The following is a 24,784-nucleotide window of genomic DNA, read 5'->3' as shown; positions in this document are numbered from 1 at the left end:
CGACTGATCGCCGCGCCCAAAAATATCATACAAATGTCTGCTATCATACATCTGTAAGTTAAACTTTACCCTCGCATAGAAGAGCTCATTTCATAACCAAATTAGTAGAGATTATCCACCCCCTCACCAGCCAGGGGGAACCATCTTGTCCGCAGCCCGTCCTTCATCGTCCGCCCGCTTTCGCCACCATGCACGGCCTCTGCTGCTCGCCTCCGTCGCTCTGGCACTCCAGGTCCCGAGCGGCGCGCTTGCTGCCGGAGACGCACCCGCAGCAGCGGCGGACGATGGGGCCGACGCCGGCGCGGACGGAAGCGGCGACATCATCGTCCTGGGCACGCGCCGAGCCAATGTCCGCGCGCTCGACAGCACCGCCCCGGTCGATGTCGTCGACGAACGGCAACTGGTCACGACAGGCGCATCCAACCTCAGCGAAGCCCTTCAGCGCCTCAGCCCATCGGTCAATTTCCCGCAAGGCGCGGTCGCGCCGATGGGGGCCGGCAATGCGCGGTCGATCTCGTTGCGCGGCCTGTCTCCGGACCAGACGCTGGTGCTGATCAACGGCCGCCGCCTGGTGACATCCGCCAACGTCACCACGGGCAGCCCTCCGGTCTGGGGCTATGGCGCCCAGGCGGTCGACATCAATGCGATCCCGCTCAATGCGGTCTCCCGGATCGAGGTGCTGCGCGACGGTGCCGCAGCCCAATATGGCTCGGACGCGATCGCGGGCGTCGTCAACATCGTGCTGCGTTCGAGCGATACGGGCGGAGATGTCGCGGCGCAGTTCGGCCAATACAGCAACGCGGCAAGCCGGATCAGCCAGAATTACCAGGGCTGGATCGGTTTCGGCTTGCCCTCCGAGGGTTATCTCACACTTTCGTTCAGCGCCGAGAATTCGGTTCATCCCAAATCCGGCCTGCCCGATACCCGCCAGCAATATTTCGCGGGCGACCCGCGCGAGGCGACGTATGACCGCGAGGGGCATCTCTGGGGATATCCCCCTTCGATGAAGGCCTATAACGCGCTCGCCAATGCCGGTCTGACCCTGGCCGACGGGCTGGACCTCTACGCGTTCGGCAGTTTCGCCAACATCTACAAGGTCGCGGCGGTGAACCATGTCACCGCGCGCGACGACGCGAATGTCCGCGCGCTGTTTCCGGACGGGATCAACCCGTTCAGCCGGGTTCGTTCCAAGGCCGCGACCGGGGCGATCGGCCTCAAATATGCCGATGACAGCCTCGGCGCCCTCGATCTGGGCGTCAACTACGGCCGCTACTGGCAGAAGACGCGCCAGTCGCCGCACGTCAATGCCAGCTTCGGCGCCAACAGCCCGATCGGCTATGTCACAGGCCGCAATCGCAACGAACTGCTCAACTTCAGCCTGGATTGGGTGAAGGATGTCGACGTCGGCTTTCTCCGCGAACCGCTGAACCTTTCAGGCGGCATCGCCTATCGTCGGGAACGCTACGAGAATATCGCCGGCGAACCCGCATCCTATGCCAATGGCGGCGTACTCATCGTCGACGGCCCCAATGCCGGCAAGCCGGCGCCGACCCCCGCCGGCACCACGCCCGACGATGCCGGCGTGTACCGGCGCAACGTCAAGAGCGTCTATATCGGCATCGAGAACCAGCTCAGCAGCGCATTCCAGATCGGCCTGGCGGGCCGGCTGGAGGATTATTCGGATTTCGGATCGACCGCAAACGGGCGCATCTCCGCCCGCTACGATTTCTCGCCCGCCGTCGCGATCCGCGCGACCGCCAGCACAGGCTATCGCGCGCCTTCGCTCGGGCAGATCGGCTATGCGACCACAGCGTCGAGCATCGTCGCCGGTACCTCCGACATCGTGAAGAACCGCAGTTTCGCCGTGGACTCGCCGGTCGCACGGCTGCTCGGCGCGCAGGACCTGAAACCGGAAAAATCGCGAAACCTGTCCGCCGGCATCGTGTTGCGGCCGATCCCGGACGCGTCGCTGAGCGTCGACCTCTATCAGATCAAGGTACGCGACAAGGTCGCATTGTCGCAGGATTTCCAGGGCCCGGCGGTGCGTACGCTGCTTGCCGCCAATGGTTATCCCGACATCATCGTCGCGCGTTTCTTCACCAACGCGCTCGATACGCGGACGCGCGGGATCGATGTGGTCGGCCAATATACGCTGCACCTGGAAAGGGCAGGCAAGCTGGACTTCAACCTGGGTTATTCCCGCAACCGCACGCGCGTGACCGACATCAACAGCGACGCATTGTCGGGCGGGGGCACGCTGGTCGTCGGCAACCAGGCGATCTGGATGCTGGAGGAAGCGCCGCCGCGCGACAAGCTGGTCGGCGGTATCGCCTATACGCGCGAAGGGCTGACAGCGGCGATCACCGAGAAGCGTTACGGCAAATATGCGGAGTCGCTGAGCGCGATCGTGCCGACACTGCAGACCTTCGGCGTGCAATGGATCACCGATGTCGATGTGAGCTACCGCTTCGCGAACGGGCTCAACATCGGCATCGGATCCAAGAACCTGTTCGGCAGCAAGCCCGACAAGCAATGGGCGTCGAACAGTCGCCTGTTCCAGACCATCTATTCCAACCTCGCCCCGGAGGGGTTCGACGGCGCCTATTATTACGCGCGTGTCGGCTTCTCCTTCTGAAGGGATCACGGCGATGAGCGAGACCCGCCTCTGGTATACGCGTTGCCCGGTGCCCACCGCATTCGGCCTCGCGCTCCAGCGCAACCTGATCGAGGACGAATTCGGCGGAGATCCCGGCCTGGCGATCGGCGCATTGCAGGATTCGCCCGATCGCGCAGTGCGCCAGTCCCACTATACGCATAGCCAGCCGCGCAGCTTTCGCCATGGCGGCAATTATCCCGCGATCTGGGCGCAGGCCCATGGTGCGGACACGCGAGTCATCGGCCTGTCCGCCATCGCCACGCGCCAGACAATCCTAGTGCTTCCGGATTCGCCGCTCCGCGCGGCGACCGATCTGCACGGCAAGCGCATCCTGTTGCTCCGCCGCCCGCACGAGCCCGTCGATTTCCATTATCTGACCGGTTTGCGTACCGTCGAAAAGGCGCTCGCGTTCGCCGGCCTCAATCGCCACGACGTCACCATCGTCGAACATCATATCGGCACCGCCTATGTCGACGACCGCCCCGCCCAGCACAGTTCCGGCCGCTCCGCGGAACCACCGCTTCGCAAGGAAGCGATCGCACCCTGGCCGGCCAATCTCTATCCGCTGGTCCGCGGAGAGGTCGATGCCGTTGTCGCCGCCCTCACCCAATCAGTCGAACTGGAATATCTTGCGGGGTTGCGACCGATCTTCGACCAAAAGAGGCTGCCGCTCGATGTCCAGGGCCATAACAGCCGCCCGCTGACCTTCGCGGTCAAGGCAGACCTGATCCGCGAGCGGCCCGATCTCGTGCGCCGCGTGCTCGCCCGGGCACTGGAAGCCGAAACCTTTATCCGCGACCAGCCCGACCAGGCATTACGGCTGTTCGCACGCGAACTGGCCATCTCCGAACGTGTCGCCATACACAGCTATGGTGAAACGCTGGTCGACGATCTTCGCATCGATTTCCGCGATGACCGCGTGGCGGCGTTGCGCGACGAAGTAGATTTCCTGTTCCGTGCGGGCGCCATTCCCGAACGGATCGACGTCGATGCCTGGCTCGATCCGAGCTTTCTGGACGCGTTGCGCGGTACCGTCCCCGCAAGCACGGCCAAGGCCGTGTCGGCATGACCGGGGCCAGCGCCGGAGCGCCGACGCGCGGTTATCAGGCGGCGACGTTCAGCCTGTTCTCGACGATCGCGGTCATCAATCTGTTCGACATGATCCTGCCCGGCGCGCTGATCAATCCGATCATAGCCGACTGGAACATCACCGACACCGACGCGGCGCGGATCATGACGGCGTTCACCATCGCCTATCTCATCGGCGCGCCCATTCACGGCTATCTGGGCGATCGTTATCCCCGCAAACCGATCATCCTGGCCGGCCTGGTGTTGTGGAGCTTCGCCTCGATCGGCAGCGGCTATGCGACCGGCCTCGTCTCGCTGCTCATATGGCGCGCACTTGTCGGCTTCGGCGAAGGCACCTTCCGTGCGCACCAGAATAGCTGGCTGGCCGACACCTTCCGCCCGGATCAGCGCGGCACGGTCTTCTCGATCTTCTCCGGCCTGGGATCGATCGCCTTCGCGCTGGCATTCATTCTCGGCAGCGCGCTGGCCGAACGCTATGGCTGGCGGAGCGCCTTCATCATCTCCGGCATCCCCGGACTGATCACGGCATTTCTCCTGCTGCGCCTGCGCGAACCGGCGCGCGGCGCGCTCGATACACCGGGCCAGATGATCGACAAGCCCGGTATGGCGCAGGTCCGCGCGCTGATCCTCTCCTATCCCTTCATTCTCTACGCGCTCGGATCGGCGACACTCCAGTTCGCGTTCAGCAACGCCAATTTCTGGGGATCGGTCCATCTCCATCGCGAATTCGGCATCTCCAACCGGGAAGCCGCGCAATTCTGGGGATGGGCCTATCTGTTCCTTGGTTTTGGCGGCGCCGCCCTGTTCGGCATCCTCGCGACCCGGTTGATCCGCCGCATTGGCAATCCGGCTTGGTATGCGCTGTTCGGCGTCATCGCCACCGGCGCCGGCGCGGTCGCCATGGCAATGGCGCTGCAGAGCCCCACGATCGGCGCGGTCAAATTCTGGTTCGCGATCGAAGTGCTCGTCTCCACCGCATTCTTCGGATCGCAGGCGCTGCTTCTGCTCGAAATCGTGCCGATCCAGTTGCGCGGCACCGCAGCCGCACTCGCCTTCGCCTTTTCGCTCATCGCCGCGAACGTGCTGAAGTCCGAAGTGGTCGGGCGGATTTCCGATACGCATGGGCTGGCCACCGCGCTCTGGCTGATCCCTGTCGCGTTCACGCTCTCCGCATTGGCCTGGGGCATGCTCGCGCTGCGGATGAACCGCACGCGCACCACGGACCCCGGCACCATGCGGGTCGCCACCCGATAATCTCCACTCGCCGACAAGGAAATTCCATGTCCAACCCGCTTCGCATCCTCTGGTACATCAACGCCAATGACGGCCGCTATCCGTGGAAATCGCCGGACCCGCGCGGCGAAGGCCGCTATGCGCCGGATTCGCATCGGCTGCGACGCCTGGCGAGCACACTCGATCGGCTGGGCTATTATGGCGCGCTGCTGACGGGTACGCCGTGGATCACGGCGACCTCGCTCATTCCCTTTTCGGAACGGCTGCGCTTCCTGATCCCCGTCTACCCCAACGTCATCCCGCCGCTGCTGCTGGCCGAACAGGCCCGCGCGTTCGACTGGTTTTCGGGCGGGCGGCTGCTGTTCAACCAAGTGAACGGGACAGACAGTGTCCTGGTGCAATATGACGTCAATCTCGACAAGGAGGAACGCTATCGCGCGAGCGCCGAATATTGGACCTTGTTCAAACGGCTTTATGCCGGCGACCTTTCGCCGCATCACGGCAAGCATGTCAATTTCCCTGGCATCACCGAAGGCTGGGCAGAGCGCCCGCTCGGGCCGATCCAGTCACCGCACACCCCGGTCTGGGGATCGGGCGGCGTTTCGGCCGGTATCGATCACGCCGGCGAGGTGCTCGATACCTACCTCACCTATCTCCATCATCCCGACAAGCTGAAGCCGCAGATCGACGCGGTGCGAGCATCCGCTGCCCGGCACGGGCGCCAGGTCGGCATCGGCGTGCTGGCGGGAGTGATCGTCCGCGAGACCGAAGAGGAAGCATGGGCCCATGCCCAATGGCTGCTCGACCGGACGGGCGTGGATTCGATCGTCCGGACGATCGAGGGGCGGCGGCGCGGCCGCGAAAATCTGGAAGGCGGCCTCGAAAGCTTGAGCAGCGACGATCCGCAGATTCAGGCGCGCATCGACGCACTGCGCGCCGGCCGCCTGCCTCGGCGCGAGGATCTGGAGATCTACCCCAATCTCTGGTCGGGCGTGATCAACTGGGCCACGCTGGATGTGGAGGGCAGGCAAGGCCGTGGCACCTATATCGTCGGCAATCCCAAACAGGTCGCGGACCGCATCCACGAACTGCAGGATCGACTGGGCATCGATAATTTCATCCTGTGCGGCTATCCGCTGATCGGGGAGGCGGAGATCACCGCCGAACTGCTGTTCCCGCATCTCAAGCTCGACACCAGCGCGCCCGTGCTCACCGATTATTCGGAAAGCGCGCCGACGCGCTCCACCCGGCCTGTCGTCGCGACCGCCGCGACACGCGATCCGGTTCCGGCCTGAGCGAACGCCATGTCACTCGTTCATGACCGCGCGGCCGCCATCGCCGAGACGGCGGATCGCATCAAGGCGATCGGCCTCGACCCCTTCGACAATCCACCCGAACGGATCGCCGAGGCGGCGGCCGCGCTCGCCGCGCTCGCCGCGCGGGCAGAGCTGTTTCCGCCACGCCATTATCCTTCCAAAACGCCCGGAGAGAGCGGCTTCAGCAGCTTCTACCGGCTGACCGAGGATGATGACTATCGCAACGCGATCTATGTATCCGTCTGTCCCGGCCGCTTCCTCAACAACCATCCGCACAAGCATCTCCACTGGACGCTGATCGCGGGCGTCGCAGGGGTCGAGCATAATGTGATCTTCGAACGCGAAGACGATGGCTCGGTGCCATTGCGGGGACGGCTGCGCCGGACCGGCGCGGTCGCGATCGGCGCGGGCGAGGTCCATCACCTTCGCCCGGACGAATATCATACGGTCGCGTATGACGGCACCGAAACCGCGATCAACATCCACGCCTATGGGCTTGGTCTGGACCATCCCGAAGCGAGCAGACGTCCCGGCTTCCTGTCGCCGGAAAGCGAGATCTACGCGCTCGGACGCCCCGGCCCGCACCGCCCCTGGGGAGTCCAGTCGCTGTCGACGGCCGACATCGCGGAGGCGCTGAACGACGGAAGGCCGATCGCCAGGCTGGCGATCGAACTCGACGATCCCCGCTCCGACGATTTCGACCTGATCGTCACCGATCGTGAGGCCGCCCGCCCGCCCGCCGGCTTCGCTCCGACGTCTCCGATCCTGCTGGTCGGCGAAGAAGCCGCGACGGAGCGTGCCGCCGAATTACTCGCGCGCCAGGGGCATCCGCATCTTGTGCGCGCACCGCACGACGTTTTCCGCGCTGCTTTCCGAGCCGCGCCAGAGGGAGAAGACCATGTCCATCGTTCATGACCGCGCGGCCGCCGTTGCGGCCACCGTCTCGCGCATCCGCGCCATCGGCCTGTCGCCCGATCCCGCGCTCAACACCCCGGACAAGGTGGCGGACGCATCGGACGCGCTGCGCACGCTCGCAGCCCGCGCCGATCTGTTTCCAGTCGCGCATTTTCCGCTGAAGCTCGGCGGCATCAGCGGCTTCTATCGCCTCACCGAGGACGATGATTTCCGCAATGCGCTCTACATCTCGGTGAGCCCCGCCAAATTCTTCAATGCGCGCCCGCATGCGCATGCCCATTGGGCACTGATCGCGGGCGTGGCCGGCACCGAACACAATGTGATCTACGAACGTGCCGATGACGGCTCGGAGCCCGGCACAGGGCGGTTGCGCAAGACGCGCGAGGTACCTGTCCGGGCCGGCGACGTGCTCTACATGCCTCGCCCCGAATATCACACGGTGGAATATGACGGCAGCGAAACCGCAATCAATCTGCATTTCTACGGGTTGGGGCTCGACAGCCCGGAAGGATTGAGGGCGCCATCCTTCCGCGCCGCCGACAGCGACCGCTACGACATCGATTCCCGCCCCCATGCCTATTGGGGCGTGCCCAGGCTGGCCAACGACGAGATCGCGGCAGCGCGCGCTACCGCGCCCGGCCTTGCCGTGATCGCGGTCGGCGCGGCGCTGCCCGGTCATCCGGATATCGCCGTCATCGCAGATCCGGAAACGCCCACGATCACATCGGATATAGCGGCCGATGTGCCGATCCTGCTCGTCGGTTCGGAGACCGCTACGGAGATCGCCGCGGAACGGCTGTCGCGCCAAGGGCGAACGACGGTGCTGCGCACCGAAGCGGCGGAGGCCATCGCCGCGCTTTAGGATCCAGTCAGCTCAGCGCGGTTCGCCGAAACTGCGCGATATCTCCCCCTCACGTGTCCGACGGTCATCGACCAGATGGCCCAGCGCGCGCAGTGCGGGCGCGTCGCTGACCGAATAGAGCACCGAATCCGAACCGCCATTGGCGTGGTGGAACCAGTTCCAGCCCGGCACGACGATCACGTCGTTGCGCTGCCAGCGTAGCGCGATGCCATCCGCGATCGTCGTGCCGCCCCCCTCCAGGCAGACGAAGATCCGCGCGGCGGTGCTGCGCTGTTCCAGCGTGCGTTCGTTGGCGCGCAGCATCTGCATATGGACGCCCAGGGTGCGCAACACGCTGCCGCCGGTTTCGGGGCTGTAATATTCGACGATGATGCCGTCGTGCGGCGATCCTTCGTCATCGCGCAGCCGATCGAGCAAGGCGCGGGTCGGTTCGTATTTGTAGAGGAATTGCGGCGATCCGCTGCCGCGCGCGACGCGGTGTGAAACCCAGTCGGGCCGGACGCCGCCGACGCCATAGGCGTTGGCCGACCAGTCGACGCGCGGCTTCACCGTCTGGTATTTCTTGGCGACGCGTTCGCCGTTCACGATCTCCGCATAGTCGTTGAAGAAGAAATTGGTGCCCATGGTGCGGGTGAACGGCAGGTCGAGCGTGTCGAACCACATGACCGGGCCACTGCCTTCATTGCCGGTTTCGTGCCATGCGCCACTGGGATTGGTGACGACGTCGCCGCGCTCCAGCCGGCTCTTGTCGCCCTCCACCGTCGTGTAGGCGCCATCCCCTTCCAGCATCACCCGCGTCGCCGCACCGACATGGCGGTGCACCGGCGAAAGCTCGCCCGCCGGGATCACCTGCACGCCCCCGAACAGCCGCCGGGTGATCGTGCCGCTACCCGGCAGACCGGGATTGGAGAACATCAGGTTGCGGCGATCGGCCTCCTCGATCGGGATCACCTCGGTCGCGGCGAAGCCCAGCGGCGAGAAATCGGCATAGCGCCAGATGCCCGGCCGTTCGGGATTTTCGGGCTCGAACGATTCATACTCGTGCTTGAGCTTCCAGAAACCGACAATGTCCTGCCGCTCGAGCGCGTCGCTCAATGTTTCGCGGTCGGTGACCTCGCTGATGGGATTGGTCGACATGTCGGTCTCCTGTGCGTTCGATGTGCGGATGGTTCAGCCGGCGGCCGGCGCCGGATCGGCGGCGCGCCTGGGTGCGATCAGCAGCCCGATCAGGCTGAGCGCACCACAGGCCGAGAGATAGAGACCGACGGGCATCAGCCCGCCGCTCTCCGCCATGCTTTGCGCGGCATAGGGCGCCAGCGCGCCGCCCAGGATCGCCCCCAGATTGAAGGCCATCGACGCGCCGGTATAGCGCACGCGGGCCGGGAACAGACCGGGCAGCCACGCGCCGAGCGGGCCATAAGCCAGCCCCATGCAAAGCAACGCGATCGAAAGATGCAGGAAGGTCAGTCCGATCGAGCCGCTTTCGATCAGCGGCGCCATCAGTGGCCCAGCCAGCGCCAGCGTGCCGATACAGCCGGTGATGAGCACGGTCCGCGGCGAGAACCGATCGGAGAGCATGCCCGACAGCACGATGCCGACCGCCAGGAACAGCGTGGCGCCGATCTGCGCGAACAGGAATTCGTTGCGGCCGTAATCGAGCGCGGTGGTGCCATATCCCAGCAGGAAAGCGGTCGCCATGTAGAAGATCGCGAAACAGGCGATCCCGCCCAGCGTGCCGCACAGTGTGGGGAACAGGTGATGGCGGATCACCGTCGCGATCGGCACCGCTTCGGGCGGCGCTTCCTTGAGCGCGGCGGCGAAGGCGGGCGTCTCGGTCAGTTTCAGCCGCACCCACAGGCCGATCGCGACGAGCAATGCGCTGCCCAGGAACGGGATGCGCCAGCCCCAGTCGTGCATCTGCTCGCTGGTCAGGCCAAGCCCCAGCAGCAGGAACATGCCGTTGGCGGCGATGAAGCCGATCGGCGCGCCGAGCTGTGGCACCATGCCGAAACGGCCGCGCCAGCCCGGCGGCGCATTCTCGACCGCGAGCAGCGCCGCCCCGCCCCATTCGCCGCCGAGCCCAAGCCCCTGCCCCATGCGCAACAGGCACAGCAGCAATGCGGCGACCCAGCCGATATCGTCATGCGTGGGGAGAAAGGCGATCAGCACGGTCGATCCGCCCATCAGCAGCAGCGAGGCGACCAATGTCGACTTGCGGCCGACCCGGTCGCCGAAATGGCCGAACAGGATCGCCCCCACCGGCCGCGCGACAAAGGCCAGGCCGAAGCTGGCATAGGCCGCGAGCAACTGCGCGGACGGCGACGAGGACGGGAAGAACAGTGGGCCGAAGAACAGGCTGGCCGCCACCGCATAGATGAAGAAGTCATAGAATTCGACGGCGGTGCCGACCAGGCTAGCCAGCAGGACGCGGCGTTGCTCCGGCGCGGACGGTGCCAGTTGATTCCGCATCTTCCTGCCCCCTGTCCTTATTGAATCGCGTTGCTGAGCCTTCCGAGCCCGTCGATCTCGATCGTCACCTGATCCCCGCGCGCCAGATAGCGCGGCGGATCGAAGCCGATGCCGACGCCCGCGGGCGTGCCCGTCGCGATCACGTCGCCGGGCTGAAGCGTGATCCCGGCGGAGATCGCCTCGATCAGCGTCGGGATGTCGAAGATCAGATCCGCCGTGTTGGCGTCCTGACGCAATTCGCCGTTCACCCAGCAGCGCACGCCCAATGTTTCGGGCGACACGTCGTCCGCCGTCACCAGCCACGGCCCCATCGGGCAGAATGTGTCGAGCGACTTGCCGATCAGCCATTGCTTGTGATGCGCCTGCAGATCACGCGCCGTCACGTCGTTGACGATCATATAGCCGAAGACATGGTCATAGGCGTCGGCGCGATCGATGCCGCGCCCGCCCTTGCCGATCACAACCGCCAGTTCGGCCTCGTAATCCAGCTTGTCGCTGACGCCGGTGGGGTAACGGATCGGTTCGCCGCTCGCGATCACGCATTCGGGCACCTTGGAAAAGACGATCGGCGCGGTCGGGATCGCCTCGCTCGCATCCCTGGCCGAACTGTCGAAGCCGCTTCTCGTGAATTCCTGCGCATGGGCATGATAATTCTTGCCCACGCAGAAGATGTTGCGCGGCGGGCGTGGAATGGGCGCGAGCAGCTCGACCGAGGACAGCGCGACCCCCTCGCCCGCAAGCGCCGGCCGTTCGCCCGAACGGATCAGCGAGATCATGTCGCTCTCCAGCGGGAAGACCCGCCCCGCCTGTTCGTCGACGACTGCGGCGACCGCACTGCCGCCCCGCCTGATCGTTGCCAGCTTCAATTCATTCTCCCGATCCGAATGGACGCCCGCGACCAGCGCATGGCGAGGAGACTGCCGTACGCGACCGCATCGGCATGACGAAGCTGCAGGGGCTGCACCGCGCTGCCATCATCCATCCTCCCCACCCGTCTAGGCGGGCCGGTTTTGATCAAGCATGGAGCGTGCCAAGCCCGGGGTGCGATGGGGAGCGCGCATCGGCCGTCTTTTCGGCGCGGCGCGGCTGTCACCTTTATGATCCAGGTGACAATGCCCTTGTCACAGGTGACATCCTTCTGCCGCCCCGGAAACGGCCCACTTCTTTCGCCTCTCCGTGCCGCCGGGTCTTGGCACGGTCCGTGCATCGCATCGACCGGCACCCGCAAGACCGGGGCCATCGGGGGAGAGGAGACGCGACCGGCAGGTCGCGACGTAACGCCCTCCTTCGCCACGCCATCGGGCCGCTCGCTCGGCCGATGCCATGGAGGGGAGAGGGATGAGGTTGCGGACGGCAGGACTCTTCATCGCGCTGGCGGCGCTTCCGGTACAATCGGCGATAGCCCAATCCGGCAAGACGCCCGCCGTCGGCCCACCCACCGTCGACAAGGTGATGGCGCACAATGATCGCGCACGATCGGGCTGGAATTCGCAGGAACGCGTGCTGACGCCCACCAATGTCGCAGGCGGCGATTTCGGTGCGCTCTGGTCGTCGCCGCAGCTCGACAGCTTCAACGGCCTGCCGCCACGCATGTTCTCGGCCCCGCTCTATATCCATGCGCTGCGCCTCACCGGCGGCCAGTATCGTGGCAAGACCGTTCCGGCGGCGATCGTAAGCACCACGACGGGTTACGCCTATGCGATCAGCACCGCCGCCTCGGGCGCGATCCAGCCGGGCACGATCCTTTGGAAGGCCCGGCTGACCGAGGCGCCCTGCAACAAGGGCGCGATGGGCAATTACGGCACCGGCATCATCGATCCCCGGACGAATCGCCTGTACGTGACGAGCTGCAGCAATCCGAGCGGCGAGCAGGGCAAGAACATGTGGAGCGCGCATGCGCTCGACATCCGCACCGGACAGCAGCTCGCCGGCTGGCCGGTGGCGCTCAGCCAGGCGCTGATCGATCAGCCCTCGCTCAACCGCAACGGCAACCGCACCTGGAAGATGGGCCAGCCCTATCGCTATGTGCAGCGCGGGGCGCTCAATCTCAGCTCCGACGGATCGCGCCTCTATCTCGCCTTCGGCGCCGATGCGGTCGGCTGGATGCTGGTGCTCGATACCAACGCCCGCAAGGTCGCCTCCGCCTTTTCGGCGACGCCAGACGATGTGCAGGATGGCGGCGGCATGTGGGCGCAGGGCGGCCCCGCGCTCGACGATCAGGGGCGGCTCTACGTCACCACCGGATCGAACCTGTACGACGGCATCAAGCTCGGTTTCGAAAGCATGCATGCCGACAAGGAGAATAGCTGGTCGCATTCGATCCTCCAGTTCGAGGACGACCGCGCCGCCGGGCTGAAACTGACCGGCACCTATACCCCCTATAATTACTGCCAGGCGGGCAAGGCCGATATCGATATCGGCAGCAGCCCGGTGATCGTGCTCGACCTGCCGGGTGGCACGTCCGCCACGCCCCGGCTGCTGACGCTGGGCGGCGGCAAGCAGGGCAATATCTATCTGCTTGATCGCGACCACATGCCTGGCGGCCTCACCAAGCGGCAGCCCTGCTCGCTTGATCCGGCGACCGACCTGTCGCTGCTCGCGCCCGACATCCAGCCCGAATGGAAGCGGCGCGGACCGATCAATCTCTTCAAGCCGTTTTCCGACGAATATGGCGCTTACGACCAGGCCAAGAGCCGCACATCGGCCTCATGGTATCGCGACGATGCGGGCGCGACCTGGATCTATGTGTCCGGCGCCAGCAAGAAGGGCGAATTCTTCAACACCAGCACGCCCCCCGGCCTCGCCAAGGTGAAGGTGATCGCGAGCCCAGATGCGCCGGCCTATCTGAAGGTCGACACGCTGGAGATGACGCTGACCTTCCACAATCCCGGATCGCCGGTGATCAGCAGCAATGGCGGGCGCGACGCCATCGTCTGGATGGTCGACCAGAATGCCGCGCGCACCGTCAGCCTCTATGCGACCAAGCCGCCCAGGCCGATCCTCTACGCCTTCGACGCGGCCAGCCTGAAGCCGATCTGGAAAAGCACGGAGGGCGAACTGTTCCCCACCGGCAATTACGGTGAACCGACGGTGGTGAACGGACTGGTGCTGGTGGGAACCGATCGGCTCCAGGCCTATGGCCTCAAAACGAAATGAGGCGCCGCCGCACGCCATGGCCGATTGCCGCGACCCTGCTGGCCGCCGTCATCGTCATGCCGCTCCATGCGAAGCCGCCCGGCGGCTTCACCCCGTTGTTCGACGGCAAGACGCTGAAGGGCTGGCGCGGCGATCCGGCGCTCTGGTCGGTCCGCGACGGTACGATCACCGGGGGATCGGATCAGACGATCAGCAAGATGTCGTTCCTGATCCATGACGGCGACTATGCCGATTTCGAACTGCATTTCCGCTACCGCTTCCCCAAGGACGGCAATTCGGGCTTCCAGTTCCGCAGCGCGACCAGCGATCAGGGTCCCTATATGGTCGCGGGGTACCAGGCCAATGTCGTGCCGCCCGATCAGCTCGTCCGCTACGGCATGCTCTACGACAATCTCGGCCGCAACGAGATCGCCTTGCTCAGCGAAAGGGTCGAGATCGGCAGTGCACAGGGCAAGGTGACGCGCACGATCAAGGCCTCGGTCAATCCGGTCAAGACAGTGCTCGCCGCCTACCGCCCCTATCCCGCCTGGAACGACTATGTCGTCATCGCGCATGGCGACCGCATCGCCCACGCGATCAATGGCCAGCTCGTGCTCGATGCGGTCGACACCGATCCGGCGCGCGCCACGCACGGCCTGTTCGCGCTGCAGATCGATTTCGGCAAGCCGATGTGGGTGCAGTTCAAGGATATCGCGGTGAAGCGGCTCAAGGCGGCGCCCCGGATCGAAGGCCGCTTCGCCTCAATGCCCGGCGCGCCCGAAACGACGCCCGAAATTCCCAGAAGACCGCCCAAGCCACCGCAATGAAGCGGTGCGTGACAAGATACTGATAATGGAGAGAGACATGACCGGCACCAGGCACGGATATTTGAAACTTGCCGGGCTAACCGCGCTCGCACTGACTACGCTCGCGCCGCTTCAGGCGCAGAAAGCGCCGGCCGCCAAATCCGCCGCGATACCCGCCGGCTTCACCCCCCTGTTCGACGGCAGGACGCTGAAGGGCTGGCGCGGCGATCCCGCGCTCTGGTCGGTGCGCGACGGTGCGATCACCGGCGGATCGGATCAGCCGATCGCCGCCAATACCTTCCTGATCTTCGACAAGCCCTATGCCAATTTCGAGATCCGCTTCAAATATCGCTGGCTTTCGCCGGAGGGCAATTCGGGGCTCCAGTTCCGCAGCGGCCAGATGGAGGGCAATCATGTCCTGACCGGCCTGCAAACCAATGTCACGCCAACCAATGTGCCGCCCGAACGCTTCGGCATGCTCTACAACGAAACCGGCGACCGGCAGGAAATGGCGCTGCTCGGCCAGCAGGCGGTGATCACGCGACGCAGTGCCAATGGCGCGGGCACCGGGCGTGTCGTGCGGACGGTGACGGGCATGGTCAACGATCGCGCCGCCATCATCGGTTCGATCCGCCCCAATCCCGAATGGAACGAGGTCGTGCTGATCGCCTATGACAACCGCATGCTCTCCGCGATCAACGGGCTGCTCGCCTATGACGCGCTCGACAATGATCCCGTCGGCAAGCGCGACGGGCTGTTCGGCATCCAACTCCACAAGGGGCCGTCGATGTGGATCCAGTATAAAGACATCGTGATCAAGCCGCTGACGGCGATGCCGAAGGTCGAAGGGCGCTTCAGATCGACTCCGTCCGCAGCCCCCGCCCCGCTCAAGACCTACAAGGATTCGACGCGCGCCGCGCTGGCAGACGTCGCGCTGCCGGAATGAAGGGAGAGCTTGGATGATCACCACGCCATACAGGATCCTGATGGGTGGCGCCGCGCTCGCGACCGTCGCATGCCTCGCCGCCTCGCCGATCGAAGCCCAGCGCGCGCCGGCGGAACGTGTCGCGCCGGTGCCCAAGGGCTTCGTCTCGCTGTTCGACGGCCGCACGCTCAATGGCTGGCGCGGCGATCCCGCGGTCTGGTCGGTGCGCGACGGCGCGATCACGTCGAGTTCGGACAAGGGGCTGTCGCACAACACCTTCCTGATCCTGAACCGGCCCTATGCCAATTTCGAGATCCGGCTGAAATATCGCTTCGTCACGCGCGTCGGCAATTCGGGGCTCCAGTTCCGCAGCGGCCAGGTGGAGGGCAATCATGTGCTCGCCGGCATGCAATCGAACATCACGCCCGCGAATTTCAGCGCATGCGGCCTCCCCTCCTGCGGCGAGGAACGCTTCGGCATGCTCTACGAGGAGCTCAACCGGCTCGAGATGGTGCTGCTCGGCGAACGCGCCGTGATCACGCGGCGCCAGGCGACGACCGGCGGCCAGGGCGCGATCGTCCGCACCGTGCTGGGCACCACCAACCCGCGTGAGGCGATCATCGCGTCGATCAAGCCCTATCCCCAATGGAACGAGGATGTGCTGATCGTCCACGGCAATCGCATCGTCCATGTCATCAACGGGCTGGTCGCCTTCGACGCCACCGACAATGATCCGCTGGGCGCGAAGGACGGGCTGATCGGGCTCCAGGCCCATGCCGGCCCGCCGAGCACCGCACAGTTCAAGGATCTCGTGATCAGGCCGCTCACCAGCTTTCCGGATATCAGCCGGCGGTTCGTGACGAAGCCGGGGCCGGCACCCGAGCCGGTGCGCACGCAGCTCAATATCAAGCTGGAGAAAGCGGCGTCCAACTGAACAATTGATCCAATTACCGTTCGGGCTGAGCCTGTCGAAGCCCCCGTCCTGTTCCTTCGAAGTTGAAGAAGGACAAGGGCTTCGACAGGCTCAGCCCGAACGGGTCTGGATGATAGCGCGATCCTCCAACCCCCGCCCGCCGATCGACGCGCGGGGCATGAATACCCTCAATCCGGCATCGGCGTGTCGGGCAGATTGACCTTGGTCGAATCCTTGTAGGTCCGCCGCGGTTCCGGCGCCGGGCTCGGCCTGGTGATGAAGCGGCCGCTGATGTCGGGGAATGCCGTCAGCGGACGGATCACGATATCCTTGAACTGGACGGTGCTTGCCGGCCCCTTGTGGAGCTGCCAGCCGAGCAAGCCGTCCCTGGCGCCCATCGGATCCTTGTCGAGCGCGTCGAAGGCGAGATAGCCGTTCACCGCATGGACCATGCGATTGCCATGGACGATCAGCACATCCTCGTTCCACTGGCCCGCCGGCTTGACCGCCTTCAGGATCTCGTCGCGCGAATTCACCATGCCGGTGACGGTGCGGACGATGCGCCCCTGCCCGCCGCCCGCCGCCTGGACGCGCGTGACTTCGGCCTTCTGCCCCAGCAGCACCATTTCCTGGCGCTCGCCCAGTTCCTCGTAGAGCATCGCGAAGCGTTCGGGCGACTTGGTGATCGGCGTGACATTGGCCTGCATGCCGACCATGATGTGATTGCCGTCGAGCTGCGCGCTGCGGAACTGCAGCCCCGAATTGCCCGCCTCGGTCATGAAGCGGTATTTGAAGCGGATCTCGAAATTGGCATAGGGTTTGTCGAGGATCAGATAGGTGTTGTAGGGGATCGGCTGGTCCGAGGCACCGGTGATCGCGCCATCGCGGACCGACCAGTAAGCCGGATCGCCGCGCCAGCCCTTCAGCGTCTTGCCGTCGAACAACGATGTGAAGCCCGCCGGCACCGGCGCCTGCCCGCCCCCCGATTGGGCGCCCAGCGGCGCGGCGGCCGCGATCGCGAGCACGGCGAGCGCCGCGGATTTCAGGATCATTCTGCGATGCGGTCCGGTCATTCCATCCTCCCTTGGTGATTGGCGCGCCTCCGGGGCGCGGTGCGGTCTATCTGGCGCGCAGGCCGAACGCCTGGATGCGATCCGTGCCGACCAGCGCCATGCCGTTGACGATCGTCGGTTCGTTGTACTTGCCCGATGTGAAGAGCTCGCCGTCGCCGGTCTTCCACAGCAGTTTGAAGTTCAACGCGTCGAAGGCGTAGAGCACCGGCTTGGGCGCGCCGGCGCCATAGAGATTGGCGGTGCGCGGCGCATTGTTGTCGAGCACCCAGACGACCGCGTCGCGGCCGCCATTGCTGCTGACGACGGGGTTTCCGGGATTCTTGAAGGTCTGGCTTTCCTCCATGCCGTCCACGCGCAGGAAGGCCGGCTTGCCCGGGCTGGTGATCACCTTCACCCGCGCCAGCCCCGGCGGCGCATCGGTCGTCAGATTCTCGCCGATCTTCTTGCTGCCGCTGACGAAGACGTAGCTGCTGCCGCGCGCATCGCGGAAATAGGCGGCGGTGCTGCGGCTCTTGGCCTGATCGAACGCGCCGAGATCGTCGGAGAAGGGCTTGAACAGGTTGATCGGGCCGGGCTTGCCGAATTCGGGCTGCGGCTCGGGCGCGAGCAGCGACTTGTCCTGCGAGGGATCGTCGGTGCAGGGCTGGCGCTTGACGAGCCCGCCGGGCATGTGATCGCGATCGAGCAGATAGATATTGCCCTGCTTGCCGCCGCCCAGCGACAGCAGGCTGGTCGTGCTGGAACTGCCCTTGGGCAGATCGAACGCGATGACGCCGCTGCTGCCGATATCGATGTCGGTCTTCGATGCCTGGCAGTAATTATAGGGGGTATAGGTGCCGGTGAGCGTCAGCCCCTTCGAGCGATCGTCGACGAACTGCATGATCGTCTGGCCCCATGCATTGTCGCATTCGGGGCAGACGCCGGACAGGCCATAGAGCCGGCCGGGAATGAGGTTGGCGCCGGTCGAGACGTGAATGCGGCCCTGGCGATCGATCGCCGGCCCGCCCGAGGCCCACATGCCGCCCTGTTCCTGCTGGTTGGTCTGGATCGAGGTGAAGGCGGTCGCGACCTTGGCGGCAGCGGTATCGACGACGACCAGCCAGCCCACGCCATCGGGGCCGAAGGTCAGATACAGCCGCTCGCCATCGGCGCTGAGATTGAGCCCGCCGCGCTGCGTGTAGCAGGGTGTGCGGCAGACGGCGCGCTTGCCGTCGGACGAGAAGCTCTTCTTGTCGTCGGTCTCGGCCACCCATTTGGTGCTGCCGTTGCGGTTTAGCCCCGGCCGGTTCATCGTCGCCGCATCGAAATCGATGGGCCAGCCCGACATTTCCTCGCCGCTGCGGATATCGAGCGCATGGACCTGCCATTGCGGATCGCTGCAGCTCGTCACGTAGAGCCGGTTGGTCTTGGGATCGATCACCGGCGTCGCGAGATTGGCGAGCGTCCCCTTGCCGCATGGCGCCTCGGTGAGGCGCTTGCGCCACAGGATCGTGCCCGCCGGAACCCCGCCCGACGCCGCCGCGCTGATCGCATAGGCATAGCCGGTGGTGGTGACCGCGAACACGGTCTGGAACGTCTTGCCGGCATGGTCGCCGCCGGTCATGCGGACCGCGTTCATATAAAGCGGTGCCGCGAACAGGCGTGGCGGCGTCCCGTTGAAACCATCGAGCTGCGGCGACGACCAGAGTGCCCCGAAGCCGCCGCCCGAAACCGCCTTGGGCGTCAGCTTCTTCTCATTGGGATTCCAGCCGCTGCGCTGGCGATCATTGTGATTGGTCAGCTTGTCGAACGGCGACGTTCGCGTAACCTGCGCCGATCCCGCGGTCGATACCGCCGACAGGACGACAAACATCAGCGCGGTCTTCAGCTTCATCCGGCATTCTCCCCTGCGGCATGGCGCGTCGCCCGTCTGCGCGGGGCGGATTCACGCCAATGCCCGTTTCAATGCATGGACTGTGCCAGTTTCGGGATCGGGAGGAAGCCCCGTTTCGTCGCGAAATCGTCGCGCCACCCCTGTCACCAAGTAACAGTGGAAACAGTCCGGGTAACAGTTCTCAGTCGACCGGTTCGGTCACGCCTTGCCGTGCGGCATCGAGTTTCGCGTAAAGCGTCTTGCGGCTGATCTTCAGAGAGGCGGCCGCAACGCTCTTGTTGCCGCCCGCCAGCGCGATCGCGCGGTGGATGTCCTCGATCGTCACGCGCCGCGACAACGCATTGTCCGAAGCATGGCCCGCCGACATGGCCGTACGACGGCCGCCATCGGGCTGGAAATAAGTGCCGCGCAACACCGGGCCGTCTTCCAGGATCGCCGCGCGAGAGATCACCTGGCGCAATTCGCGGATATTGCCCGGCCAGCTATGGCGCGCCATGTCCTCCTCGAAACGCTCGTCGATGGCGAGGCCGGACAGACCGAGTTCCGCGGCGGTCTTCTGCAGGAAATCGCTCGCCAGCACGGACAGATCGTCCAGCCGTTCGCGCAGCGGCGGGATGTTGAGCGTCACCGTGCTCAACCGATAATAAAGGTCGGACCGGAATTTGCCTTCCTCCACCAGTTCGGCGAGCGAGCGATTGGTCGCGGCGATCACGCGGACGTTCAGGGGAATGGGATTGTCGGCGCCCACGCGCACCACTTCGCGCTGCTGAAGCACGCGCAGCAGCGCCACCTGCGCCGCCGGGCTGAGATCGGCGATCTCGTCGAGCAGCAGCGTGCCGCGATTGGCCAGCTCGAACTTGCCGATCCGGCGCCGGTCTGCGCCGGTGAAGGCGCCGCGCTCATGGCCGAACAATTCGCTTTCGAGCAGGCCTGACGGAATCGCGCCGCAGTTGAGCGTGATAAAGGGCTGTTTCGAACGCGGGCTGAGTTCGTGGATCAGGCTGGCGGCCAGTTCCTTGCCCACACCGGTCTCGCCCTCGATCACCACATTGGCGTCGAAGCGTGCGACGCGCTCGATCGTGCGCACCAGATCGTGGAAGGCGGGCGACCGCCCCAGCATCTCGCGCCGTCCCGGTTCCTCGACATCGGGATCGACCAGCCGCAAGGTCTTGCACCGGCGCACGAAGTTCGACGTGATCGCCTGCACCGGCAGACGTTCGAAGACCGATCCGCCGGCGATGCCGTCCACCTTCACCTGGCGGAACAGGGTCGCGAAATCCTCGACATCGGTGAACGGCCCACCATAGACCAGGCACAAGGGTCGCGACGCCGCGCCATCGAGCGCAGCGATCATGCGATTGATATGAATGAGCGAATCCTGAAGCCGGTCACGCCGGTCGCCGATCGCGAATTGCAGTGGGGTCAGCCCGGCATTGATGATGAAAGCATCGACGCCCACCGCCGCGAAGCGACGGATATCCTCGACATTGAGCACGAAGGCGAAGGTCGCCATGCCCTGTTTGCGCGCAGCGGCGAGCAGTTCGACTTCGTTCGACAGGCCATAGCCTTCCTCCTCGAACGCCTCGCGGATCTTGCCGTCGATAAAGCCCACCGTCGGCCAGTTGGTGACCCCATGCACGCCCATGCGCCGGAGATGCGCGAGCCGCGCATCGACATCGATCGTCGGATCGCTCGCCATCACACCCGCCACCACCGGCAGCCCGCCGGCATTGGGCAGGATATGGCGCCTCAGCAATTCCTCGGTCTGTTCATTGGCGTTGCCATAGGCGAGCAGCGACGCCAGCGAACCATGGCCCAGGCTGCGATACAGTCCGGCATTCAGCGCGAAAAGCAGGTCGGCGCCGGCCTCCACCACATATTCGGCGATCTGCCCGGAGCCCGCCGACACGGCCAGCACCGGCGATCCGCTCTGCTTGGCGGTCCGCGCGAGATCGCGCACGAGACTGTGCATCGCCAGCCTTTTCCTCCCCGGTTTTTGTTACCTATGGCGACCATGTTGTCACAGGGTAACAAAAGTGACAACCAGATGATGCGAAAAATCGGGCTGGCGCGGCTGTCTGCGTTCGTCATGATATTTGGCACGGTCCGTGCATTGCATTGGCCGAGCCCGCAAAGAGGCATCGAACCCGCAAAGATGGGTGGAGGGGATGAACGCAATGAGCAATCTGGCGCCGATCTATGTGTTCGCCACATTGGACACCAAGTTCGACGAGGCGAACTTCCTGGCGGACGCGTTGCGCGCCGAAGGCGTCCAGGCCGTGCTGATCGACGTCGGCACGCTCAATCCGCCCACCGCCCAGCCCGGCATCGACCGCGCGACCGTCGCCGCCTTCCATCCCGAGGGCGCCGGCGCCGTGCTCGGCCACACCGATCGCGGCACGGCGGTCACCGCGATGAGCCGGGCGCTGCGCAGCTTCATGATCGACGCCTATCGTTCCGGTCGCTGTTCGGGCGCGATCGGCCTGGGCGGCACGGGCGGCACCTCGATGATCGCGACCGCCATGCGCGGCCTGCCGATCGGCTTTCCCAAGCTGATGGTGTCGACGGTCGCGAGCGGCGACACCAGCAGCTATATCGGCACCAGCGACATCACGATGATGTTCTCGGTGGTCGACGTCGCGGGGCTCAACCGCGTCTCGCGCCAGATCTATCGCAACGCGGCGGCCGCGATCGCGGGCATGGCCCGCCTCGCGCCCGCGCAGGACGAGGGCCAGCGGGCGCTGGGCCTCACCATGTTCGGCGTCACCACGCCCTGCGTCACCAGCGTCCGCGAGATCCTGGAACCGATGGGCTACGACACGCTCGTCTTCCACGCGACCGGCGTCGGCGGCCGCGCGATGGAGGAACTGGCGGGCAGCGACATGCTCGACGGCGTGCTCGACATCACCACCACCGAAGTCGCGGACGAGGTGGTCGGCGGCGTCTTCGCCTGCGGCCCCGCCCGGTTCGACGTTATGCTGGAACGGCGCATGCCCTACGTGTTGTCGGTCGGCGCGCTCGACATGGTCAATTTCGGCCCGCTCGACAGCGTCCCGCAGCAATTCCGCGATCGCAACCTCTATGTCCATAACAGCAGCGTCACGCTGATGCGGACGACGGTGGAGGAGAATATCGCCTGCGCGCGCTGGATCGCGCGCAAGCTCAATGCCCATCCCGATGCCGGTTTCACATTGCTGATCCCCGAAGGCGGCGTGTCAGCGATCGACAAGCCCGGCGGCCCCTTCCACGATCCGGAAGCCGATGCCGCCCTGTTCGCGGAACTCGAAAGCGCCGTGGCCCAGGGGCCGACGCGCCGGATCGTCCGCTATCCCCATCACATCAACGATCCGGAATTCGCGCAGGCGATCGTCGATGAATATCGCAAGGTGATGCACTGAACATCGCCCACCCCATTTTGGTTGGAGGCTCTATGCGTTGGAAACGTCAGGAAATTCTGGGTCGGTTTCGTGAGAAGATCGCGGCGGGCATGCCGATCGTCGGAAGCGGAGCCGGAACCGGCATTTCCGCGAAATGCGCGGAACAGGGCGGCGCGGACCTGCTGATCATCTACAATTCCGGCCGTTTCCGCATGGCCGGGCGCGGATCGCTGAGCGGCCTGCTCGCCTATGGCAACGCCAACGAGATCGTGCTCGACATGGGCAAGGAAGTGCTCTCGATCGTCGAGCACACGCCCGTGCTCGCCGGCGTCAACGGCACCGATCCCTTTCTGCTGACCGATCGCTTCCTGCGCGAGATCACGGAAATGGGCTTCGCCGGCGTCCAGAATTTCCCCACCGTCGGCCTGATCGACGGTTCCTTCCGGCTCAGCCTTGAGGAAACGGGCATGAGCTACAGCAAGGAGATCGATCTGATCGCCGCCGCCAATGCCGCGGATCTGCTGACCACGCCCTATGTGTTCGACACCGAACAGGCGAAGCAGATGACGCGCGCGGGCGCGGACATCATCGTCGCGCATATGGGCCTCACCACCGGGGGCCAAATCGGCGCCAAGACCGCGATGAGCCTCGACGCCGCCGCCAATCTCGTCAACGAGATCATCGACGCGTCGCGCAGCGAGCGGTCTGACGTCATCGTGCTCTGCCATGGCGGGCCGATCTCCTCGCCAGAGGATGTTCAGGTGGTGCTCGGCCGCTGCCCCAATGTCGACGGCTTCTACGGCGCGACCTCGATGGAGCGCCTCCCCGCCGAGATCGCCATCACCGAACAGGTGCGCAAATTCGCCAGCCTGCCGCTGCAGAGGAAATCATGATGGCGCCGCGCTCCCGCCTCGTCCGCTGGTCGGTCGCGGCCGCCCTCGCCGCGGTCGCGACACCGTTGGCTGCACAGCCGACGATCGTGCTGATCGGCGGCAAGAAGCAGGGCATGGCGACGGGGGAGCATGATTTTCCAGACGGCGTTCTCAAGCTGGAGCGGCTGATCAAATCCTCGCCCGATTTCGCGAAACTCAAGCCGGTCGTGAAGACCTATCCGGTCGGTTTCCCGAAGAACCTGGCGGAGATCGACGATGCCAGCGTCGTCCTGCTCTATTTCGGCCCGGTCGCTGGCGCCGACGGCAAAAGCGTCAATCCGGCGCAGGATCCCGCCGTCCAGGCGCAGTTGGCCAAGCTCGCCGCGCGCGGCGTCGGTTTCGTCGCGATGCACCAGGCCTTCACCGTGCCCGATAAGGCGAGTGCGGCCCCGCTGGCCGATCTGCTCGGCGGCGTCCGCGCCTCGGGAAGCGACTATGCGATGGAAGCGGCGCCCGTCAGCGTCGTCGCCAAAGGGCATCCCGTCACCAGCGGCGTCGGCAATTTCGATTATCTCGACGAATATTATTCGGCGATCGATTTCGGCAAGGTGACGCCGGTGCTCAGCGGCCGCGCGCATGTGCAGTTCCGCAAGGCGGGCGCCGTCTATGAGGAACCCGCGAAGGACCGCGTCATCGCCTGGACGGTCGAGCGCCCGGGCGGCGGGCGCACCTTCAGCTTCGCCGGCGGCCATTATCTGGCGTCGCTCGATCATCCGCAGGTCCGCACCGTCCTGCTGAACGCGATCCTCTGGGCCGCCAGGCAGGACGTGCCCCAGACGGGCGCGACCTCGACGATCCCCACCGCACCGCGCATGGGCGCGGCGCCGCCCCCCGCCCCGCAGATCCTCGTCCTGCCCTATTCGGACGTGAAGCCGGAGGCGCAGCCCTGGGGCAAGCTGGAATGGTTCGCTTCGCGCCCGCTCGGCAATTCGAGCAAGATGACGGTCGGCCAGGCGACGATCTCGCCCGGCAAGCAGAATCCCGTCCATTGGCACCCCAATTGCGACGAGGTGCTGCACGTACTGCGCGGCCACATCATGCACCGCGTGGGCGACAAGGAATATGAGATGAAGGCCGGCGACACCGTCGTGATCCCGGAAGGCGTGCTGCACAACGCCCGCAATATCGGCACCGAGGACGCCGTGCTCGCCGTCTCGTTCAATTCGGCCGACCGCGTAGCGATAGGAGAATGAGGATGCTCTCGCGCCAT

At 65.3% G+C, this 24,784-nt stretch carries 19 protein-coding genes; 13 read left to right on the top strand and 6 right to left on the bottom strand.

All coding sequences use genetic code 11. The features are described from left to right. The first annotated feature begins 145 nt into the window (after positions 1-145). The 6 genes from K7G82_RS00575 to K7G82_RS00550 are packed head-to-tail and all read left to right on the top strand — an operon-like array spanning position 146 to position 8,071. Positions 146-2,635, top strand: coding sequence for a TonB-dependent receptor plug domain-containing protein (locus tag K7G82_RS00575; protein WP_222987878.1), 2,490 nt, complete (start codon positions 146-148; stop codon positions 2,633-2,635). A 13-nt stretch (positions 2,636-2,648) separates the two neighbouring features. After that, complete coding sequence (locus K7G82_RS00570) at positions 2,649-3,725, top strand: aliphatic sulfonate ABC transporter substrate-binding protein (RefSeq protein ID WP_222987877.1); 1,077 nt, start codon at positions 2,649-2,651, stop codon at positions 3,723-3,725. After that, positions 3,722-4,999: an MFS transporter gene (locus K7G82_RS00565; protein WP_222987876.1), complete on the top strand. Its 1,278-nt coding sequence runs from the start codon at positions 3,722-3,724 to the stop codon at positions 4,997-4,999. Before K7G82_RS00570 ends, K7G82_RS00565 begins: the two co-directional genes overlap by 4 nt. A 26-nt stretch (positions 5,000-5,025) precedes the next feature. Then, complete coding sequence (locus tag K7G82_RS00560; RefSeq protein WP_222987875.1) at positions 5,026-6,273, top strand: LLM class flavin-dependent oxidoreductase; 1,248 nt, start codon at positions 5,026-5,028, stop codon at positions 6,271-6,273. A gap of 9 nt (positions 6,274-6,282) precedes the next feature. Next, on the top strand, positions 6,283-7,209 hold the full coding sequence (locus K7G82_RS00555) for a cupin domain-containing protein (RefSeq protein ID WP_222987874.1): 927 nt from the start codon (positions 6,283-6,285) through the stop codon (positions 7,207-7,209). Next, positions 7,193-8,071 (top strand): cupin domain-containing protein, encoded by an 879-nt coding sequence (locus tag K7G82_RS00550; RefSeq protein WP_222987873.1) that lies wholly within the window; start codon positions 7,193-7,195, stop codon positions 8,069-8,071. Before K7G82_RS00555 ends, K7G82_RS00550 begins: the two co-directional genes overlap by 17 nt. Positions 8,072-8,083: 12 nt before the next feature. Here K7G82_RS00550 and K7G82_RS00545 read toward each other — a convergent pair whose 3' ends face one another. Genes K7G82_RS00545 through K7G82_RS00535 form a run of 3 tightly spaced genes read right to left on the bottom strand, consistent with a single transcriptional unit; the run spans position 8,084 to position 11,406 of the window. Further along, the gene (locus K7G82_RS00545) at positions 8,084-9,208 is read right to left on the bottom strand and encodes a cupin domain-containing protein (protein ID WP_222987872.1); all 1,125 of its coding nucleotides are present in this window, start codon (positions 9,206-9,208) and stop codon (positions 8,084-8,086) included. 33 nt (positions 9,209-9,241) lie between these two features. Beyond that, positions 9,242-10,540, bottom strand: a complete 1,299-nt coding sequence (locus K7G82_RS00540; protein ID WP_222987871.1) for an MFS transporter — start codon at positions 10,538-10,540, stop codon at positions 9,242-9,244. Positions 10,541-10,557: 17 nt separating this feature from the next. After that, positions 10,558-11,406 (bottom strand): fumarylacetoacetate hydrolase family protein, encoded by an 849-nt coding sequence (locus K7G82_RS00535; protein WP_222987870.1) that lies wholly within the window; start codon positions 11,404-11,406, stop codon positions 10,558-10,560. A 472-nt stretch (positions 11,407-11,878) separates the two neighbouring features. Here K7G82_RS00535 and K7G82_RS00530 point away from each other — a divergent pair, with 472 nt between their 5' ends. Genes K7G82_RS00530 through K7G82_RS00515 form a run of 4 tightly spaced genes read left to right on the top strand, consistent with a single transcriptional unit; the run spans position 11,879 to position 16,340 of the window. Continuing rightward, on the top strand, positions 11,879-13,696 hold the full coding sequence (locus K7G82_RS00530; protein ID WP_222987869.1) for an FHA domain-containing protein: 1,818 nt from the start codon (positions 11,879-11,881) through the stop codon (positions 13,694-13,696). Further along, positions 13,693-14,502, top strand: coding sequence for a 3-keto-disaccharide hydrolase (locus tag K7G82_RS00525; protein WP_222987868.1), 810 nt, complete (start codon positions 13,693-13,695; stop codon positions 14,500-14,502). The genes K7G82_RS00530 and K7G82_RS00525 overlap by 4 nt, the downstream gene beginning before the upstream one ends. A 37-nt stretch (positions 14,503-14,539) precedes the next feature. After that, a complete protein-coding gene (locus tag K7G82_RS00520; protein ID WP_222987867.1) occupies positions 14,540-15,427 on the top strand; it encodes a 3-keto-disaccharide hydrolase in 888 nt (295 codons plus the stop codon). Between the two features lie 13 nt (positions 15,428-15,440). Beyond that, on the top strand, positions 15,441-16,340 hold the full coding sequence (locus K7G82_RS00515; protein WP_222987866.1) for a 3-keto-disaccharide hydrolase: 900 nt from the start codon (positions 15,441-15,443) through the stop codon (positions 16,338-16,340). Positions 16,341-16,507: 167 nt separating this feature from the next. On the opposite strand, the gene K7G82_RS00510 is transcribed toward K7G82_RS00515, so the two are convergent. The 3 genes from K7G82_RS00510 to K7G82_RS00500 form a co-directional block, all read right to left on the bottom strand. Then, on the bottom strand, positions 16,508-17,392 hold the full coding sequence (locus tag K7G82_RS00510) for a 3-keto-disaccharide hydrolase (protein ID WP_222987865.1): 885 nt from the start codon (positions 17,390-17,392) through the stop codon (positions 16,508-16,510). Between the two features lie 46 nt (positions 17,393-17,438). Next, positions 17,439-19,265: a hypothetical protein gene (locus K7G82_RS00505; RefSeq protein ID WP_222987864.1), complete on the bottom strand. Its 1,827-nt coding sequence runs from the start codon at positions 19,263-19,265 to the stop codon at positions 17,439-17,441. Positions 19,266-19,446: 181 nt separating this feature from the next. Next, positions 19,447-21,237 (bottom strand): phosphoenolpyruvate hydrolase family protein, encoded by a 1,791-nt coding sequence (locus K7G82_RS00500; RefSeq protein ID WP_222987863.1) that lies wholly within the window; start codon positions 21,235-21,237, stop codon positions 19,447-19,449. A gap of 205 nt (positions 21,238-21,442) precedes the next feature. Here K7G82_RS00500 and K7G82_RS00495 point away from each other — a divergent pair, with 205 nt between their 5' ends. The 3 genes from K7G82_RS00495 to K7G82_RS00485 are packed head-to-tail and all read left to right on the top strand — an operon-like array spanning position 21,443 to position 24,767. Beyond that, positions 21,443-22,663: a Tm-1-like ATP-binding domain-containing protein gene (locus tag K7G82_RS00495; RefSeq protein WP_222987862.1), complete on the top strand. Its 1,221-nt coding sequence runs from the start codon at positions 21,443-21,445 to the stop codon at positions 22,661-22,663. A gap of 32 nt (positions 22,664-22,695) precedes the next feature. Beyond that, a complete protein-coding gene (locus K7G82_RS00490) occupies positions 22,696-23,535 on the top strand; it encodes a phosphoenolpyruvate hydrolase family protein (protein WP_222987861.1) in 840 nt (279 codons plus the stop codon). Continuing rightward, on the top strand, positions 23,535-24,767 hold the full coding sequence (locus K7G82_RS00485) for a ThuA domain-containing protein (protein ID WP_222987860.1): 1,233 nt from the start codon (positions 23,535-23,537) through the stop codon (positions 24,765-24,767). Before K7G82_RS00490 ends, K7G82_RS00485 begins: the two co-directional genes overlap by 1 nt. The last annotated feature ends 17 nt before the right edge of the window (positions 24,768-24,784 follow it).

Source organism: Sphingomonas colocasiae (genome assembly GCF_019880585.1).
GTDB lineage: Bacteria > Pseudomonadota > Alphaproteobacteria > Sphingomonadales > Sphingomonadaceae > Sphingobium_A > Sphingobium_A colocasiae.
Note: the sequence above shows the minus strand (reverse complement) of the source record. Positions and strands in the feature narration are given on the sequence as shown.

Bases quoted from the DNA above. Each gene is read 5' to 3' on its own strand.
- K7G82_RS00570 (WP_222987877.1), top strand. From the start codon at position 2,649: ATGAGCGAGACCCGCCTCTGGTATACGCGTTGCCCGGTGCCCACCGCA.
- K7G82_RS00565 (WP_222987876.1), top strand. From the start codon at position 3,722: ATGACCGGGGCCAGCGCCGGAGCGCCGACGCGCGGTTATCAGGCGGCG.
- K7G82_RS00560 (WP_222987875.1), top strand. From the start codon at position 5,026: ATGTCCAACCCGCTTCGCATCCTCTGGTACATCAACGCCAATGACGGC.
- K7G82_RS00555 (WP_222987874.1), top strand. From the start codon at position 6,283: ATGTCACTCGTTCATGACCGCGCGGCCGCCATCGCCGAGACGGCGGAT.
- K7G82_RS00550 (WP_222987873.1), top strand. From the start codon at position 7,193: ATGTCCATCGTTCATGACCGCGCGGCCGCCGTTGCGGCCACCGTCTCG.
- K7G82_RS00545 (WP_222987872.1), bottom strand. From the start codon at position 9,208: ATGTCGACCAATCCCATCAGCGAGGTCACCGACCGCGAAACATTGAGC.
- K7G82_RS00540 (WP_222987871.1), bottom strand. From the start codon at position 10,540: ATGCGGAATCAACTGGCACCGTCCGCGCCGGAGCAACGCCGCGTCCTG.
- K7G82_RS00530 (WP_222987869.1), top strand. From the start codon at position 11,879: ATGAGGTTGCGGACGGCAGGACTCTTCATCGCGCTGGCGGCGCTTCCG.
- K7G82_RS00525 (WP_222987868.1), top strand. From the start codon at position 13,693: ATGAGGCGCCGCCGCACGCCATGGCCGATTGCCGCGACCCTGCTGGCC.
- K7G82_RS00520 (WP_222987867.1), top strand. From the start codon at position 14,540: ATGACCGGCACCAGGCACGGATATTTGAAACTTGCCGGGCTAACCGCG.
- K7G82_RS00515 (WP_222987866.1), top strand. From the start codon at position 15,441: ATGATCACCACGCCATACAGGATCCTGATGGGTGGCGCCGCGCTCGCG.
- K7G82_RS00510 (WP_222987865.1), bottom strand. From the start codon at position 17,392: ATGACCGGACCGCATCGCAGAATGATCCTGAAATCCGCGGCGCTCGCC.
- K7G82_RS00505 (WP_222987864.1), bottom strand. From the start codon at position 19,265: ATGAAGCTGAAGACCGCGCTGATGTTTGTCGTCCTGTCGGCGGTATCG.
- K7G82_RS00500 (WP_222987863.1), bottom strand. From the start codon at position 21,237: ATGCACAGTCTCGTGCGCGATCTCGCGCGGACCGCCAAGCAGAGCGGA.
- K7G82_RS00495 (WP_222987862.1), top strand. From the start codon at position 21,443: ATGAGCAATCTGGCGCCGATCTATGTGTTCGCCACATTGGACACCAAG.
- K7G82_RS00490 (WP_222987861.1), top strand. From the start codon at position 22,696: ATGCGTTGGAAACGTCAGGAAATTCTGGGTCGGTTTCGTGAGAAGATC.
- K7G82_RS00485 (WP_222987860.1), top strand. From the start codon at position 23,535: ATGGCGCCGCGCTCCCGCCTCGTCCGCTGGTCGGTCGCGGCCGCCCTC.